Source organism: Burkholderia sp. CCA53 (assembly GCF_001685525.1).
Classification (GTDB): domain Bacteria; phylum Pseudomonadota; class Gammaproteobacteria; order Burkholderiales; family Burkholderiaceae; genus Burkholderia; species Burkholderia multivorans.
The window spans coordinates 1,932,469-1,946,343 of record NZ_BDDJ01000002.1; the positions used below are offsets into that span (position 1 = coordinate 1,932,469).

The 13,875-nt window shown below is 66.8% G+C and carries 16 protein-coding genes; 10 read left to right on the forward strand and 6 right to left on the reverse strand.

Annotated features, from left to right (window positions below):
- Window positions 1-10: 10 nt before the first annotated feature.
- A complete protein-coding gene (locus BCR55_RS24855; RefSeq protein ID WP_065496348.1) occupies window positions 11-478 on the reverse strand; it encodes an Lrp/AsnC family transcriptional regulator in 468 nt (155 codons plus the stop codon).
- 209 nt (window positions 479-687) lie between these two features.
- Here BCR55_RS24855 and BCR55_RS24860 point away from each other — a divergent pair, with 209 nt between their 5' ends.
- Window positions 688-1,851, forward strand: coding sequence for a M20 aminoacylase family protein (locus tag BCR55_RS24860; RefSeq protein WP_006410473.1), 1,164 nt, complete (start codon window positions 688-690; stop codon window positions 1,849-1,851).
- A gap of 206 nt (window positions 1,852-2,057) precedes the next feature.
- Here BCR55_RS24860 and BCR55_RS24865 read toward each other — a convergent pair whose 3' ends face one another.
- From BCR55_RS24865 to BCR55_RS24875, 3 genes are all read right to left on the reverse strand, one after another.
- Window positions 2,058-2,810, reverse strand: coding sequence for a hypothetical protein (locus tag BCR55_RS24865; protein WP_059940450.1), 753 nt, complete (start codon window positions 2,808-2,810; stop codon window positions 2,058-2,060).
- A 49-nt stretch (window positions 2,811-2,859) separates the two neighbouring features.
- A complete protein-coding gene (locus BCR55_RS24870; protein ID WP_065496349.1) occupies window positions 2,860-3,468 on the reverse strand; it encodes an acyl-homoserine-lactone synthase in 609 nt (202 codons plus the stop codon).
- Window positions 3,469-3,673: 205 nt separating this feature from the next.
- Window positions 3,674-4,117 carry a DUF4902 domain-containing protein gene (locus BCR55_RS24875; RefSeq protein ID WP_035487568.1) on the reverse strand — a complete coding sequence of 148 codons (444 nt, stop codon included), beginning with the start codon at window positions 4,115-4,117 and terminating at the stop codon, window positions 3,674-3,676.
- A 74-nt stretch (window positions 4,118-4,191) separates the two neighbouring features.
- Between BCR55_RS24875 and BCR55_RS24880 the strand changes: the two genes are divergently transcribed.
- Window positions 4,192-4,911 carry an autoinducer binding domain-containing protein gene (locus tag BCR55_RS24880; protein ID WP_065496351.1) on the forward strand — a complete coding sequence of 240 codons (720 nt, stop codon included), beginning with the start codon at window positions 4,192-4,194 and terminating at the stop codon, window positions 4,909-4,911.
- 27 nt (window positions 4,912-4,938) lie between these two features.
- Here BCR55_RS24880 and BCR55_RS24885 read toward each other — a convergent pair whose 3' ends face one another.
- The gene (locus BCR55_RS24885; protein WP_006403201.1) at window positions 4,939-5,646 is read right to left on the reverse strand and encodes an MgtC/SapB family protein; all 708 of its coding nucleotides are present in this window, start codon (window positions 5,644-5,646) and stop codon (window positions 4,939-4,941) included.
- A 461-nt stretch (window positions 5,647-6,107) separates the two neighbouring features.
- Here BCR55_RS24885 and BCR55_RS24890 point away from each other — a divergent pair, with 461 nt between their 5' ends.
- From BCR55_RS24890 to BCR55_RS24905, 4 genes are all read left to right on the forward strand, one after another.
- A complete protein-coding gene (locus tag BCR55_RS24890) occupies window positions 6,108-7,256 on the forward strand; it encodes a metallophosphoesterase (RefSeq protein WP_059940453.1) in 1,149 nt (382 codons plus the stop codon).
- A 133-nt stretch (window positions 7,257-7,389) separates the two neighbouring features.
- Window positions 7,390-8,001 (forward strand): alpha-ketoglutarate-dependent dioxygenase AlkB, encoded by a 612-nt coding sequence (locus tag BCR55_RS24895; protein WP_059940454.1) that lies wholly within the window; start codon window positions 7,390-7,392, stop codon window positions 7,999-8,001.
- A 321-nt stretch (window positions 8,002-8,322) separates the two neighbouring features.
- Window positions 8,323-8,529 carry a hypothetical protein gene (locus BCR55_RS24900; RefSeq protein WP_006403204.1) on the forward strand — a complete coding sequence of 69 codons (207 nt, stop codon included), beginning with the start codon at window positions 8,323-8,325 and terminating at the stop codon, window positions 8,527-8,529.
- Window positions 8,530-8,800: 271 nt separating this feature from the next.
- On the forward strand, window positions 8,801-9,733 hold the full coding sequence (locus tag BCR55_RS24905; protein WP_006409827.1) for an IclR family transcriptional regulator: 933 nt from the start codon (window positions 8,801-8,803) through the stop codon (window positions 9,731-9,733).
- Window positions 9,734-9,836: 103 nt separating this feature from the next.
- Here BCR55_RS24905 and BCR55_RS24910 read toward each other — a convergent pair whose 3' ends face one another.
- On the reverse strand, window positions 9,837-10,916 hold the full coding sequence (locus BCR55_RS24910; protein WP_006409825.1) for a porin: 1,080 nt from the start codon (window positions 10,914-10,916) through the stop codon (window positions 9,837-9,839).
- 436 nt (window positions 10,917-11,352) lie between these two features.
- Between BCR55_RS24910 and BCR55_RS24915 the strand changes: the two genes are divergently transcribed.
- The 4 genes from BCR55_RS24915 to BCR55_RS24930 are packed head-to-tail and all read left to right on the forward strand — an operon-like array spanning window position 11,353 to window position 13,864.
- Window positions 11,353-11,670 carry a non-heme iron oxygenase ferredoxin subunit gene (locus tag BCR55_RS24915; protein ID WP_053298416.1) on the forward strand — a complete coding sequence of 106 codons (318 nt, stop codon included), beginning with the start codon at window positions 11,353-11,355 and terminating at the stop codon, window positions 11,668-11,670.
- A 1-nt stretch (window position 11,671) separates the two neighbouring features.
- A complete protein-coding gene (locus tag BCR55_RS24920) occupies window positions 11,672-11,983 on the forward strand; it encodes a recombinase-like helix-turn-helix domain-containing protein (protein ID WP_065496355.1) in 312 nt (103 codons plus the stop codon).
- Between the two features lie 47 nt (window positions 11,984-12,030).
- Window positions 12,031-13,101 (forward strand): aromatic ring-hydroxylating dioxygenase subunit alpha, encoded by a 1,071-nt coding sequence (locus BCR55_RS24925; protein ID WP_065496357.1) that lies wholly within the window; start codon window positions 12,031-12,033, stop codon window positions 13,099-13,101.
- Entirely contained in the window at window positions 13,094-13,864 is a 771-nt protein-coding gene (locus BCR55_RS24930) for an SDR family oxidoreductase (protein WP_059940455.1), read from the forward strand. Before BCR55_RS24925 ends, BCR55_RS24930 begins: the two co-directional genes overlap by 8 nt.
- The last annotated feature ends 11 nt before the right edge of the window (window positions 13,865-13,875 follow it).

Below are 13,875 nucleotides of genomic sequence, written 5' to 3' on the forward strand. Positions count from 1 at the left end.
CGGCCGCGCGTCAGTTCGCGGGGCCGATCGGAATCTCGAGCCCCGCCTTCACGCGGCTCATCGTGACGAGCGTCTTGAACCGCTTCACGTTGTTGTTGGCGAAGAAAAGTTGCCGCGTCAGGTCGTTGTACTCCTCCATGTGACGCACGGAGAAGATCAGCACGAAGTCCCATTCGCCCGCGACGTAGTAGCACTGCTGGATCTGCGCACACGACTCGAACGTGCGCTTCATCGCATCGAGCAGGTCGATCTGTTCGCTTTCGACTTCGATCGTCGTGACGATCGTCAGCGGGTAGCCGACCTTCTCGGGCGCGAGGATCGCCGTATAGCGGTCGATCACGCCTTCGTCGGCGAGCCGCCGCAACCGGCGGTTCACAGCCGCCGGAGACAGGTTCACGCGCGCGGCGAGTTCGCTTTGCGGCGTATCGGCGTCGCGCTGGATCTCGCTCAGCAGCTTCAGATCGTAGTTGTCTAGCATCGGGGCGGTGGGGTGGAGAGACGAAATTTTCTTGCAGAACGGCGGCGAAGAATGCGCCGAAATTCGACGCGCCTTGAAATATTATTTTTGGGACAACGCGACGTCAACGTGACGCGCGTCTGTCGAGATCAGGCGGTCCGCGCGTATCGGGCGACGCAAGCGCGCGGCCGGCGCCGGGTCCATTCGGCGATTTGACGGATAGCGCGAGCATGGAAAGCACACTGCAATCGAAGTTGAAACATTGGCGGCATCACTTTCACCGCCACCCCGAGACCGGCTTCGAGGAAGTCGCGACGTCCGACTACGTCGCGGCCCTTCTGGAAAGCTTCGGGCTCGACGTGCACCGCGGCATCGGCGGCACCGGCGTCGTCGCCAATCTGAAGGTGGGCGAGAGTCCACGCGCGATCGGATTGCGCGCGGACATGGACGCGCTGAACATCGTCGAGAACGTGCCGGCGCGCGCACATGCGTCCTGCGTGCCGGGCAAGATGCATGCGTGCGGACACGACGGCCATATGGCGATGGTGCTCGGCGCGGCGCGGTTGCTCGCCGAGCAACGCGATTTCGACGGGACCGTGCGGTTCATTTTTCAGCCGGCGGAAGAGCACGGTCGCGGCGCGAAGGCGATGATGGCCGACGGGCTGTTCGAGCGCTTTCCGATCGACGCGATCTTCGGCGCGCACAACATGCCGGGGATGCCGGCCGGATCGTTCTCGACGCGTCCCGGCGGCATCATGGCGAGCGAAGACAACTTCGTGATTCGGATCAATGCGCGCGGCACGCATGCGGCGCGCCCGCATATGGGCGTCGATCCGATCGTGATCGCGGCGCAGATCGTGCTCGCGCTGCAGACGATCGTTTCCCGCAATCTCGATCCGAGCCTGCCCGCGGTGATTTCGTGTACGGAGATTCTGACCGACGGGCTGCGCAACGTGATTCCGTCGACGGTAACGATCAAGGGCGACACGCGAAGCTATTCGCCCGACGTGCAGCACCTGCTGGCGACACGGATGCGCGAAGTGAGCGAGGGAATGTGCCGGATGCATGGCGTCGAATGCGAATTCGCGTACACGCACGAGTTCGCGCCGACCGTCAATTCGCCGGACTACGTCGATATCGCGGTGGCGGCGGCGACGCGCGTCGCGGGCGCGCAGCACGTCGATGCGAACGTGCAGCCGATGATGATTTCGGAGGACTTCGGCGCGTTCCTTCAGGTCGTTCCCGGCAATTTCATCTTCATCGGCAACGGGAGCGCGGGCGAGCGCGGCGGCGTGCCGCTGCACAACGCGACGTACGACTTCAACGACGACATCCTGCCGGTGGGCGCGCGGTACTTTGCGGAAGTGGCGCGCATCGCGCTCGCAAGCGCCTGACGACGGCGCAGTGGTGGGGCGGCTTGCCGCCGCCGGTGTCGCATCGAGCCGGCGCGCGGGCAATAAAAAAGCCCGCTGCTGGAGCGGGCCGAAACCATGTTTGGAGACATGGAGGAGACAGACGTCAATTTAAGGGAAAACCCTGAAACGAGCAAGCCCCGCCGACGCGCTGTTGTATCCGTGCAACGTGCGGCCGGGCTGCATATTCAGGCGCCCGCGCGCGCGTGCGCGGCGTGCGACCGGAACCGCTCCTGCGCGATCGGCAGCGCGTACTTGTCGCGCATTTCGGTCTCGATCCAAGTACAGGCTTCGCGCGCGCAGTCGTTCAGCACGTGCCGCGTTGCGTGGCCTTCTACGTCGTAGACGAAACGGACGTCGACCTCGTCGTCGGAAACCTGCCGTTTCACCTCGTTCAGCTTCAGCTGCGGCCCATGCTGCTGCGACAGCGCGCGCAGCTCGTCGAAGTGATATTCGATCCAGTCGGCGAAAAACAGCGCGTCGCTGCGGCACGCGAGCCGGAACGCGGCGCTGCGCGACGGGCGCGGCACGTCGTCGGCCGGCGCATGCGCGCCGCCGGCAGCCGCGACATCGACCGGCGCGAGCGGCTGCTGGATCCGCCGGTACGGCGCGCGGTCGCGCAGCGCGTGCCACAGCAACTCGTCGCCGGCCGCGCCGGACGGCTGCATGGTCAGGTCGTGACGGCCGTCGCCGCTGGGCGCGACGTCGCGGATCACGACGCGCAGCGAGCAGAGCGGCTCGTCGGCGACGAGCAGCGTCGACGCGCGCGGCAGGCCGCAAACGAGCGGCGCGGCGCCGGCGGCGCGGAACACGAGCCCGCGGCGGTCGAGCCGCACGAGCGGCAGCGGCCGTGCATACGCGGGATAGGCGATTGCAATGCGCGCGCCGTCGGCGCTCGTCAATCCGGGCATCATCGCGCGAAAGACCTGAGACTGGTCCACGTGGTTTCTCCTTCGTTACGATGCCGCCCGGCCGGACACGCGTGCCGGATCAGGCGGCAATGGCGGGCCGGGCGATGCGCTCCGGCTCGATTCCCAGTGCTGCAAACGTTTGCGGATCGAGGTCGATCCAGCAGGCGACGACCAGACGCCCGTCCACCTGCTTCGGCGGCCCCGCGCGGTGCGCGTGCACGCCGATCCTGCGAAACAGTCGTTCCATGCTCGCGAACGTCACGCCGATCAGCTGTCGCGCGCCGCGCTCGGCCGCGCACGAGACGACCGCCGCGAGCATCGGCCGCACGGCCCAATCGGCGCCCGTCGCGCCGCCGTCGGCGCCGCTCGCGGCGAACCGCGACAGCTCCCACACCGCGGTCGAGCGCGGCAGCGGCAGGTCGGGCGCGATCAGATCGGCGAACAGCGTTTCGAGCAGGTACGGACGCGTGGTCGGCAGCAGCCGCGCACAACCGCACATCTCGCCGCTGCCGTCGCGCGCGACGACGTACACCGTGTCGTCGTGATCGAACGCGTCGCGATCGATTCCTTCGTCCGCGGACGGCAGCGTCCAGCCAAGCTGCTCGACGAAGACGCGGTGCCGATAGCGCGCGAGCTCCGTCGCCTCGGCGATCGGCAACTGCCTTCCCTTGTGAACGAAGGTCTGCATGGATGTCCTCGGATGTGTTTTGGTATGCGTGCATTACAGCGCGCGTCCCGAGGCGGCGGTAACTGGTAACTCTTACAGTATTGCGGCGCGGAAACGCCAATTTCGACGCGGTAACGGTTTCCCGGGCGGCGGGATTGAAAACGCGCGCGCTTTTGCTTATAAAGAGCGCCGGAATCGCGGAAACGTCAGAGGAATGCGGTGGTTGTCACTGCAGCGCCGGACCGGCATGATGGACGGGGTCGCGCCCGAGAATCGCGGCCGCGACGGCGGCAGCCCAGTCGATGCATGCGAGCCGGGCCGCGAGCGCGGCAGCGGTACCGCGCATGCCGATGTCGGCGCCGCTCGCGTCGACGCCCATCGCGTTGCTGCGCACGTCGCCGTCGAGAATGACGAACGTGCCCGATGCGCGTTCGAGGTACCAGTCCCAGCCGACCGTCACGTACGCGACGCCGGGGCCGGCCGGACGCTGCCATTCGGTATAGCCGGCGAGACGCGCGTCGATCGCGCTGTCGCGCAGTTCGGCGAGCAGTGCAGGATCGAGGCCGCTTGCGACGTGGTCGAGCGCGAGCGCGGCCAGCGCGCTTTCCGAGAGGCGCACATAGCCGTCCGGAGACGGACCGCGGACCGCGTGCAGCAAAGAAGAAGTCATGCGTTGGAATGTATCAGGCGCCCATCGGTGCTGGAACCTGACAAGTATGACAGCGTGACGTTGTCGGAGAAAGAATGGAACTGCGCTGGCAGGATGCCTACGATGAATTCAGCGCCGCGGAAGACGAGCAGCAACTCTTCCAGCGGATCGCCGCCTATTCGAAACGGCTCGGCTTCGAATACTGCTGCTACGGCATCCGCGTGCCGCTGCCGGTGTCGAAGCCGGCGGTCGCGATCTTCGATACCTATCCCGACGGCTGGATGGCGCACTATCAGGCGCAGAACTACATCGAGATCGACTCGACGGTGCGCGACGGCGCGCTGAGCACGAACATGATCGTGTGGCCCGACGTCGACAAGATCGAGCCGTGTCCGCTGTGGCGCGACGCGCGCGATTTCGGGCTGTCCGTCGGCGTCGCGCAGTCGAGCTGGGCGGCGCGCGGCGCATTCGGCCTGCTGAGCATCGCGCGCCACGCGGATCGTCTGACGCCGGCCGAAATCAACATGCTGACGCTGCAGACGAACTGGCTCGCGAACCTGTCGCATTCGCTGATGAGCCGCTTCATGGTGCCGAAGCTGTCGCCCGAGGCACGCGTCACGCTGACCGCGCGCGAGCGCGAGGTGCTGTGCTGGACCGCCGAAGGGAAGACCGCGTGCGAGATCGGCGAGATCCTCAGCATCTCGGAACGTACGGTCAACTTCCACGTGAACAACATCCTCGAGAAGCTCGGCGCGTCGAACAAGGTGCAGGCGGTCGTGAAGGCGATTTCGGCGGGGCTCATCGATACCCCGTGATGCCCGTGCGACGTGGTGCCGCGCGCGCTATTCCATCATCGGCTCGGCTTCCTTCGCGGTCCAGCTCACGCTCGAGATGCTTTTTTCCATGCTGATCCGGCTCGCGATCTGTTCGAGCTTCTGCTGATCCTTCGGATGCAGCTTCAGCGTGGCGGTAACCTTGAGCCGCTCCGGCTGGTCGGGTACGTCCTCGCTCGTCAGACTCTGGAACGACAGCGGCTTCGCATACATCAGGTTCGACAGAAGCGTGCGGATGTGCACTTCGTCGGACCCCAGGCAGATCACCGCGATCTGGTATTCGCGCACGAGGTCTGCGTTCGATACCGGCTGCGCGTTGATCGAATGGCTGACGCCGCGCAGCAGCGTATTGGTCAGCAGCACGATGCAGGTGCCCGCAAGCGCAGGCCCGAAGTGCCCGGTGCCGGACAGCACGCCGACGGCTGCGGAACACCACAGCGTCGCGGCCGTATTGATGCCCTGGATCGAGCCCTTGTCGCGCATGATCACGCCGCCGCCGAGAAAGCCGACGCCGGATACGACGTACGCGGCGATCCGCGTGACGCCTTCGATGCCGTCGCCGGTCAGGACGCCGAGCGTGATGAACAGGCACGCGCCGCACGCGACGAGCGTGATCGTGCGCAGGCCCGCGGTGCGCTGCCGGATCTGCCGCTCGAGGCCGATCGCGACGCCGCATGCGAACGCGGTGAAAAGTCGAAGTGCGAATTCGAAGGTCATGTGTGTCCTGCCGTGCAAGAGGCGCATGCGGGCCCGCGCGGTCGCGGCGCGAGGCCGGACGACGCGCGATGGCCGTCGTCGCGCGGTACTGTACCGTGCGAATGCGCAATGCTGTGTGAAACGGGAGGCGTGCATGGCTCGCGGAACGCGAGCCGGGGCAGCAGGACTGCGGCGGACAGGCGTTCAGGCGGCAAGCGGAGCACGCAACGAAGTGCTGCAACTGTCCACGATGATTCCTGGGAGAAAGACTGGCCGGCATTCTAGTGGGCGCCGCGTCGGCTCGTCAACCCGCGGCGGCGGGCCGCACCGGTAAGCGCAGCGTGTCGCGCATGGCGGTTCGCCGCCCGATCGAGTCGCGTGGATCTGTGTACCATCGCCTTACGACGCGACATGCGCGCGCGGGGCATCGAGGCTCCGTTCGACGCGTCGCGGTGCGGTACCGCAACGAGGGTGAGCGTTCCATGCGAAGTTTCTTTGTCCGGTTCATTGCAATCGGCGTGATGTTCCATCTGTACGTCGGGTTACGGATCATCCCCGACGCATTCGCTTCACCGGTCGCGCGCACGCTGGCCGCGCTCGTGCTGGCCGGCTTCTGCGTGCTGATTCCGGTCGGCATGTTCTCGCGCCGCTTCGACGAAGGGTGGCCCGCGACGCTGTTCGGCTGGGCCGGTTCGATCGCGATGGGCTTCTTCTCGTCGCTGCTGGTACTGACGTTTCTGCGCGAATTCGTGCTGCTCGGCGCATACCTGTGGCGGCAGGCCGGGCACGGCGGCGCGTGGGCCGGTGCCGCGCCGGATACCGCGCTCGGCGTGGTGATCGGTGCGCTGCTCGTCACGGCGATCGGCTTCGTCGGCGCGCGTCGTACCGCGGCGATCAAGCGTGTGGCGATTCCCGTGACGGGGCTGCCCGCGGCGCTCGACGGGCTGAAGATCGTGCAACTATCGGACATCCACGTGGGCCCCACGATCAAGCGGCCGTATGTCGAGCGCATCGTGCGCGCGGTCAACGCGCTCGATGCGGATCTGGTCGTCGTGACGGGCGACGTGGTCGACGGTTCCGTGCCGCGGCTGCGCGAACATACGGCGCCGCTCGCGCGGATGCAGTCGCGGTACGGCAGCTTTCTCGTGACCGGCAACCACGAGTATTACGCGGGTGCGCATGCATGGATCGAGGAGTTCCGGCGCATCGGGCTGACTGTGCTGCTGAACGAGCACGTGGTGATCGAGCACGGCGGCGCGCGCTTCGTGCTCGCCGGCGTGACCGACTTCACGGCCGGCGGATTCGACCCGGCGCATCGCAGCGATCCCGCGCGTGCGCTCGCCGGCGCGCCGGCCGACGTCGGCACGCGGATCCTGCTCGCGCATCAGCCGCGCAGCGCGGAACAGGCGAGTCGCGCGGGTTTCTCGGTGCAGTTGTCCGGCCATACGCACGGCGGCCAGTTCCTGCCGTGGCCGCCGTTCGTGCGCCTGCAGCAGCCGGTGATCGGCGGTCTCACGCAGTTCGGCGACATGTGGCTCTATACGAGCCGCGGCACCGGCTACTGGGGGCCGCCGAACCGTTTCGGCGTGCCGTCCGAGATCACGCTGATCCGGCTCGCGCGCAGCGCATGAGGGACGCGGCGTCGCGCGGGCCGCGTCGATGCGCGGCATGCGCGCGCTTTTCCGGAAGCCGGCGACGGATGCGCATGGCAGCGCCGCCCGCCGTTGGCTAGTATGCAGACATACCGCTCCCGTATCGCCCCGCATGTCGACCCCCCATCTTTTTGACGAGACGCCCGCGCCCGACGTCGACTGGTACCCGGACTGGCTCGCATCGTCCGATGCCGATCGGCTGCTCGCGGCGCTGATCGACGAAGTGGCGTGGCGCCAGGACACGATCCGCACACCGCGCGGACGCATTCCTCTGCCGCGGCTGACTGCATGGCAGGGCGAGCCCGACGCCGTCTACGTGTATTCGGGCATTCGCAACGTGCCGGCGCCATGGACGCCGGCCGTGCTGGAGCTCAAGCGCGGCGTCGAGGCGGCGTGCGGCGCGCGGTTCAACAGCGTGCTGCTCAACCGCTATCGGAACGGGCAGGACGGGATGGGCTGGCATGCGGACAACGAACCCGAACTCGGCGACGCGCCCGTGATTGCGTCGGTCAGCCTCGGCGCGATGCGCGTGTTCGACCTGCGCCACCGCACATCGGGCGCCACGCACGCGTACCGGCTCACACACGGCAGCCTGCTGGTGATGCGCGGGCGCACGCAGGTCGAATGGCAGCACCGCGTGCCGAAGGCGCCGTCAGTGCGCGGCGAACGCGTGAACCTGACGTTCCGGTACGTGTATCCGGCGGCGAAGGCGACCGACCGATAACGGACGAACCGGCGCTTGGGCAGACGAGCGCGCGTACAGCGCCCGCACGCGCGGGAAATCGTGCGGCACGTTGCCGCACAGAGGCGCTCCGCTGCATGTCGGCGAACCGGCACACACTTCCGCAGAAGCCCGCGCCGGCAGGGCCGGGGATCGATTCATCGACCGCCCGGTTCCGATAGCTGAGTGAAACCTCTGATGGTGCGTCGCAACAAATTCTGACTAGACTATCGAATGGCTGATAGCGCGCCGGGAGCCGGCGCCCATTTCTACAACATGCCTCATGCGCTGCGGGCCCAGCGCGGACAGGCAGGAGCACACCGCGTGAGCGCATTGCATGAATCCCTCGAACCCTCGCTGCACGTCTTCGAGCAAGACGGCGGATGGCAATGGGCGCTGACGGTGAAGCGTGCGTCCGGCGTCGGCGTCAAGGTCGTCGCGTTCAGCGAGCAGGGCTTTGCACACGAAGCCGACGCGCACGCGGCGGGCCAGCGCGCCCGCACCGAGTACGTCGACGCCGTCGCAGCCTGAGCGCGCAGCGCGTCGGTCCGTCGCAACGCCGGCGCAGCCGCGCGTTCTCGGCGCGGACATTCTCCCCGGCGCCCGTGCGCATCGCCGTCTATCGCTGATATTCTTTCGATCGTGTCAGCCTATGCGGCCGTCGTCGCGCGCAGCGCGCCGGCACGACGCGCGGGGCCGGCCGGGTCGTGTTGATCCGGCCGGACCGCCCATCCATAATTCTTCATCGCGGGTATCTCGTGAGCGATTCCATTTCGTCCATGTGCAGTGAGGCAATACAACGATGAGCGGCGTACCGAAACCGTCGGCCCGGCCGTCGCGCGCGCCGCGCGACGCCGAACGCGACGAACTGCCGCCGCCCGCAGCGGGCGACGACGAACCGGCCGCCGGCGCATCGTCGTATCTGGTGCCCGGTCTCGAACGCGGGCTGCGGATCCTCGCCGAATTCACGGCGCGCGAGCCGGTGCTCGGTGCGCCCGAGCTGTCGAAGCGCATCGGCATTCCGCGCACGACGACGTTCCGTCTGCTGCAGACGCTCGAGGCGCTCGGCTTTCTCGAGCGCGTGAACGGCGATCGTTATTTCCGGCTCGGCGTCGGCGTGCTGCGGCTCGGCTTCGAATATCTGAACTCGCTGGAGCTGACCGATCTCGGCACGCCGGTGCTCGAACGGCTGCGCGATGCGACGAGCCTGTCCACGCATCTGTTGATCCGCGATCAGCGCGATGTCGTGTTCGTCGCGAAAGCGCAGAGCAACGCGTCGATGTTCGGCTCGGTGAAGGTGCATGTCGGCACGCGGCTGCCCGCGCACGCGACCGTGCATGGCCACGTGCTGATGGGCGACCTCACGCGCGACGCGCTGCGCCAGCTCTATCCGGAAAAGCGGCTCGAGCAGTTCACCGACCGCACGCCGGCCACCGTCGACGAGCTGTACGAGCGCGTGCGTCAGTACGCGCGGCTCGGCTATGCGGTCAGCGAGGCCGCGTTCGAAAGCGGGATTTCGGCGGTCACCGCGCCGGTGCGCGATCATTCGGGCTCGATCGTGGCCGCGATCACCGCGACGGTGCCGCGCTCCGAGATCGGCGACGCGGCCGAGAAGGAGCGGCTCGTCGAAGCCGTGTGCGGCGCGGCCGTCGATCTGTCGCAGCGTCTGAACTATCGTCCGCTCGACAGCGATCCGACGTTCGCGCATGCGCGTCACAAGGTCGCGATGTTCTGATGCGCACGCTCGGCCGCGGCGGCGGCCGTCGATAAAACAGCAGAGCGGCCCGCGGGCCGCTCTCGTCGTTTACGGATGCCGCCTCGGGACACGCGGCGGCCGGTCAGAACGAGTGGTGAATCCCCGCGAGCACGATCAGCTGGTTCGCGGTGCTCGATACGCCGGCCGTAAAGAACGCCGCGTGCGCGCCGCCCGATGCATGCTCGTACAGCACGTTCGCATAGAGCTGCGTGCGTTTCGACAGCGCATAGATGTCGCCGAGTTCGACCTGCGTCCAGCGGCGGCCGGCGAGTGTCGTCGTCGCGGCGCCGCCCGCGATCGTGTTGAACGGACTGCTGCGGTAGTTGACGCCCGCATCGTAGCTCTGGAACGTGTCGGAATAGCCGTTCGACTGCATCTTCGTGCGCGTGTACAGCCCGTGCACGAGAAAGTCGCCGAACTGATACGACGCGCCGGCGCCGATGTTCTCGACCTTGTTCGCGAGATAGCCGTTCGCCGTGTTCTGCCCCTGGAACGACGCGATGCCGGTTTGCGAGATCAGCACCGAGCGGTCGTGCTCGCTCGAGTAGACGGCGGCCGCCTTGAACGGCCCGTTCGCATAGTTCAGCGCGACGCCGACCGACTTGCCGGTCGAGAAGTTCGTCGTATTGCCGAGCGCGAGCGTCGCCGCGGCCGAGAAGCCCGCGAAGCTCGGCGACCGGTACTTGATCGCGTTGTTGTACGGCACGTTGCCGGTCGCGGCGAGCCCGTCGATGTTGCCGGGGTGGAACGCGAACCAGCTCATCGCAAGGTAGGCGGTGCTGAGCGGATCGAGATAGTCGAACATCAGCGGCGTCTGGCGGCCGAGCGTCAGCGTGCCGAGGCGCTCGGAGCTGAGGCCGACGTAGGCGGCGCGATTCCAGATCGTGTTCGCGGTCGCGAACTGGCCGTTGTTCGTATAGAAGCCGTTCTCGAGCTGGAAGATCGCCGACAGGCCGCCGCCCAGATCTTCCTTGCCCTTCAGCCCCCAGCGATCGGGCTGCGTATTGCCCTGGATCATCGCCCACTTCGCGTGGCCGCCGACGTTGTTCACGTACGCGACGCCCGCATCGAGGCTCCCGTACAGCACCACGCTGCTCTGCGCCCACGCGCCCGACGCGGCGCCCATCCCGACGACCGCTGCTGCTACCGCATGCTTGACCATGTGATCTCCTGACTCTCCATCCGAATGAAAACGGGCGGTGGTACTGCGCGCATGGACGACCGGCCGTCACGCGAGTCCCTCACCCGACGGGCGGTTCATGTGTTCCATATAAGGAACATCGTGCCTCTGATGGAATGAAGTATAGGGGCGCCACAATGCCGGAAAAAAATAAATTTTTCGGGGCGGATGCATGTCGCGTGGCGCGCCACCGGCGGCTCGCTTTCCGCGCGCGAACGCGATAAATCCCCGTCACACAAGAAAAATTCGGTAAATGGCCGTGCTTTCGCACGATCGTCGAATCGGCAGTCGGTGTTTTCCCTAGGACGAGCAGCTTTTTATTTTGATCGCCGAAAGTCGCTCCTATAATCACCATCCATAAACTGCTGTTCCTAATATGGAACAGAAATCGAGAGTCGATCAGAAGGAAGGGTGTGAGATGTCTGAACAATGGGTTTGCGCCGGGCACGCCGGCGCGCTGTCGGAAGACACGCCGATCGAGTTCAAGCGGACCGACGGTGTCGAGATCGGGATCTATCGCGTCGGCGACCAGGTGTACGCGCTCGAGAACGTGTGCCCGCATGCATACGCGCTGCTGACGCAGGGTTTCGTCGACGAAGGCACGGTCGAATGCCCGCTGCACGAAGCCGTGTTCGACATCAGGACGGGCGAATGCCTGAAGGGGCCCGGCGGCCGTGCACTGAAGCAGTACGCGGTACGCCTCGCCGGCGAGGAAATCCAGATCAAGGTGGAATGACATGAAACAAGCGAGCGTGAACTTCAACCCGTTCCTGAAGCCGTGGGTGGCGCCGCAGCCGAACAACGTCGCCGGCAAGGGGCAGATCGAGATCCCCGGTCAGGTCGAGAACCGGATCTGGCAGACGCGCAAGGCCGAACCCACCCAGTACGAGAACGACCTCGGCGATGCACTGGAACGCGTGTTCGAGGCCGGCGCGACCGAGCTCGACGACGTGGTCGCGGGCCTGAACCGGATCGGCTTTCGCACGCCCGACGGCGCGCCGTGGACCGCCGAGCGCTTCTGCGCCGAAATGGCGTCGCTCGCGGAATGACCGCGCGCGCCGAGCGACCGACAGACAACCGCATCCGGAGCACACTGATGACGTCCCCCGCACAACACGCATCGCAACACGACCCGGTCCGTGACTATCTCGACCGCGGCATCAAGAACTACTGGTATCCCGTCGCGCCGAGCTGGCAGGTATCGAACGCGCCGGTCGGCATTACGCGCCTGTCCGAACAGATCGTGCTGTGGCGCGATCAGGACGGGAAGGTCCACGCGCTCGAAGATCGCTGCCCGCATCGCGGCGCACGTCTGTCGCTCGGCTGGAACCTCGGCGGCAGCGTCGCATGCTGGTATCACGGCATCGAAGTCGACGGCAGCGGGACGGTCAACAAGGTGCCGGCGGTCGCGAACTGCCCGCTGGAAGGCACGAAGTGCGTGAAGTCGTATCCGGTCGAGGAGAAGGCCGGCGCGATCTTCCTGTGGTTCGGCGACGACGCGCATCCGGAACCCGCACCGCTGAATCTGCCGGTCGAACTGGTCGCCGACGAATACGCGCATTTCCTCTGCATGTCGAACTGGAAGTGCAATTACCAGTACGCGATCGACAACGTGATGGATCCGATGCATGGCGCGTATCTGCACGCGACGTCGCACTCGATGGCCGAAGGCGACAAGCAGGCCGACATGCGCGTGCGCAAGACCGAGACGGGGCTGATGTTCGAAAAGATCGGCCAGCGCGACGTGAACTTCGACTGGGTCGAACTCGGCGAAACCGGCTGCCTCTGGATGCGCCTCGCGATTCCGTACAAGCAGAAGTTCGGCCCCGGAGGCAACTTCGGGATCATCGGCTTTGCGACGCCGGTCGACGACGACCACTGCCAGGTCTACTTCTGGCGCACGCGCAAGGTCGGCGGCTGGCAGCGCGACGTGTGGCGCTTCATGTACCGCAACCGCCTCGAAGGTCTGCACTGGGACGTGCTCGAGCAGGACCGCTACGTCCTCGAAAGCCTCGCGCCGAACGCGCGCGATCACGAATATCTGTATCAGCACGACGTCGGCATCACGCGCGTGCGCCGGATGCTGCGCCAGCGTGCGCAGGAACATCTGTCGGCGCTCGATGCGCATCGCGCGGCGCAGGCCGCAGCGGAGTCCGCGCATGGCTGAGCACGCACCGGTCGTGTCGCTCGCCGGGCGGCGCGTCGTCGTGACGGGCGGCGCGCGCGGACTCGGCGCCGCGTTCGTGACGGCGCTCGTCGACGCGGGCGCGCAAGTCGCGTTCGGCGACGTGCTCGTCGACGAAGGCCGGGCGCTGGCCGCATCGCTCGCGCAGCGCGGCCATGCCGCGCATTTCTTCGCGCTCGATCTCGCCGACGCGGCCAGCATCGACGCATTCGTCGCGCAATGCGCCACGGCGCTCGGCGGCATCGACGGCCTGATCAACAACGCGGCGATCACGAACTCGGGCGGCAAGGCGTCGACGGAACTCGACGTGCCGACATGGGACGCGGTGATGAACGTGAACGTGCGCGGCCTCTGGCTCGTCAGCAACGCCGCGCTGCCGCACCTCGCGCAATCGGGCCGCGGTGCGATCGTGAACCTCGCCTCGGATACCGCGCTGTGGGGTGCGCCGAAGCTGCTCGCCTACGTGGCGAGCAAGGGCGCCGTGATCGCGATGACGCACGCGCAGGCGCGCGAATTCGGCGCACACGGCGTGACGGTCAATGCGATCGCGCCGGGTCTCACCGAAGTCGAGGCGACCGCATACGTGCCCGCGGAGCGGCACGCGTATTACCTGCAGGGCCGTGCGCTCACGCGTGCGCAGGTGCCGGGCGACGTGACGGGCCCCGTGCTGTTCCTGCTGTCCGACGCCGCGCGCTTCGTGACCGGTCAACTGCTGCCGGTCAACGGCGGCTTCGTAATGAATTGATGGTTTTCACT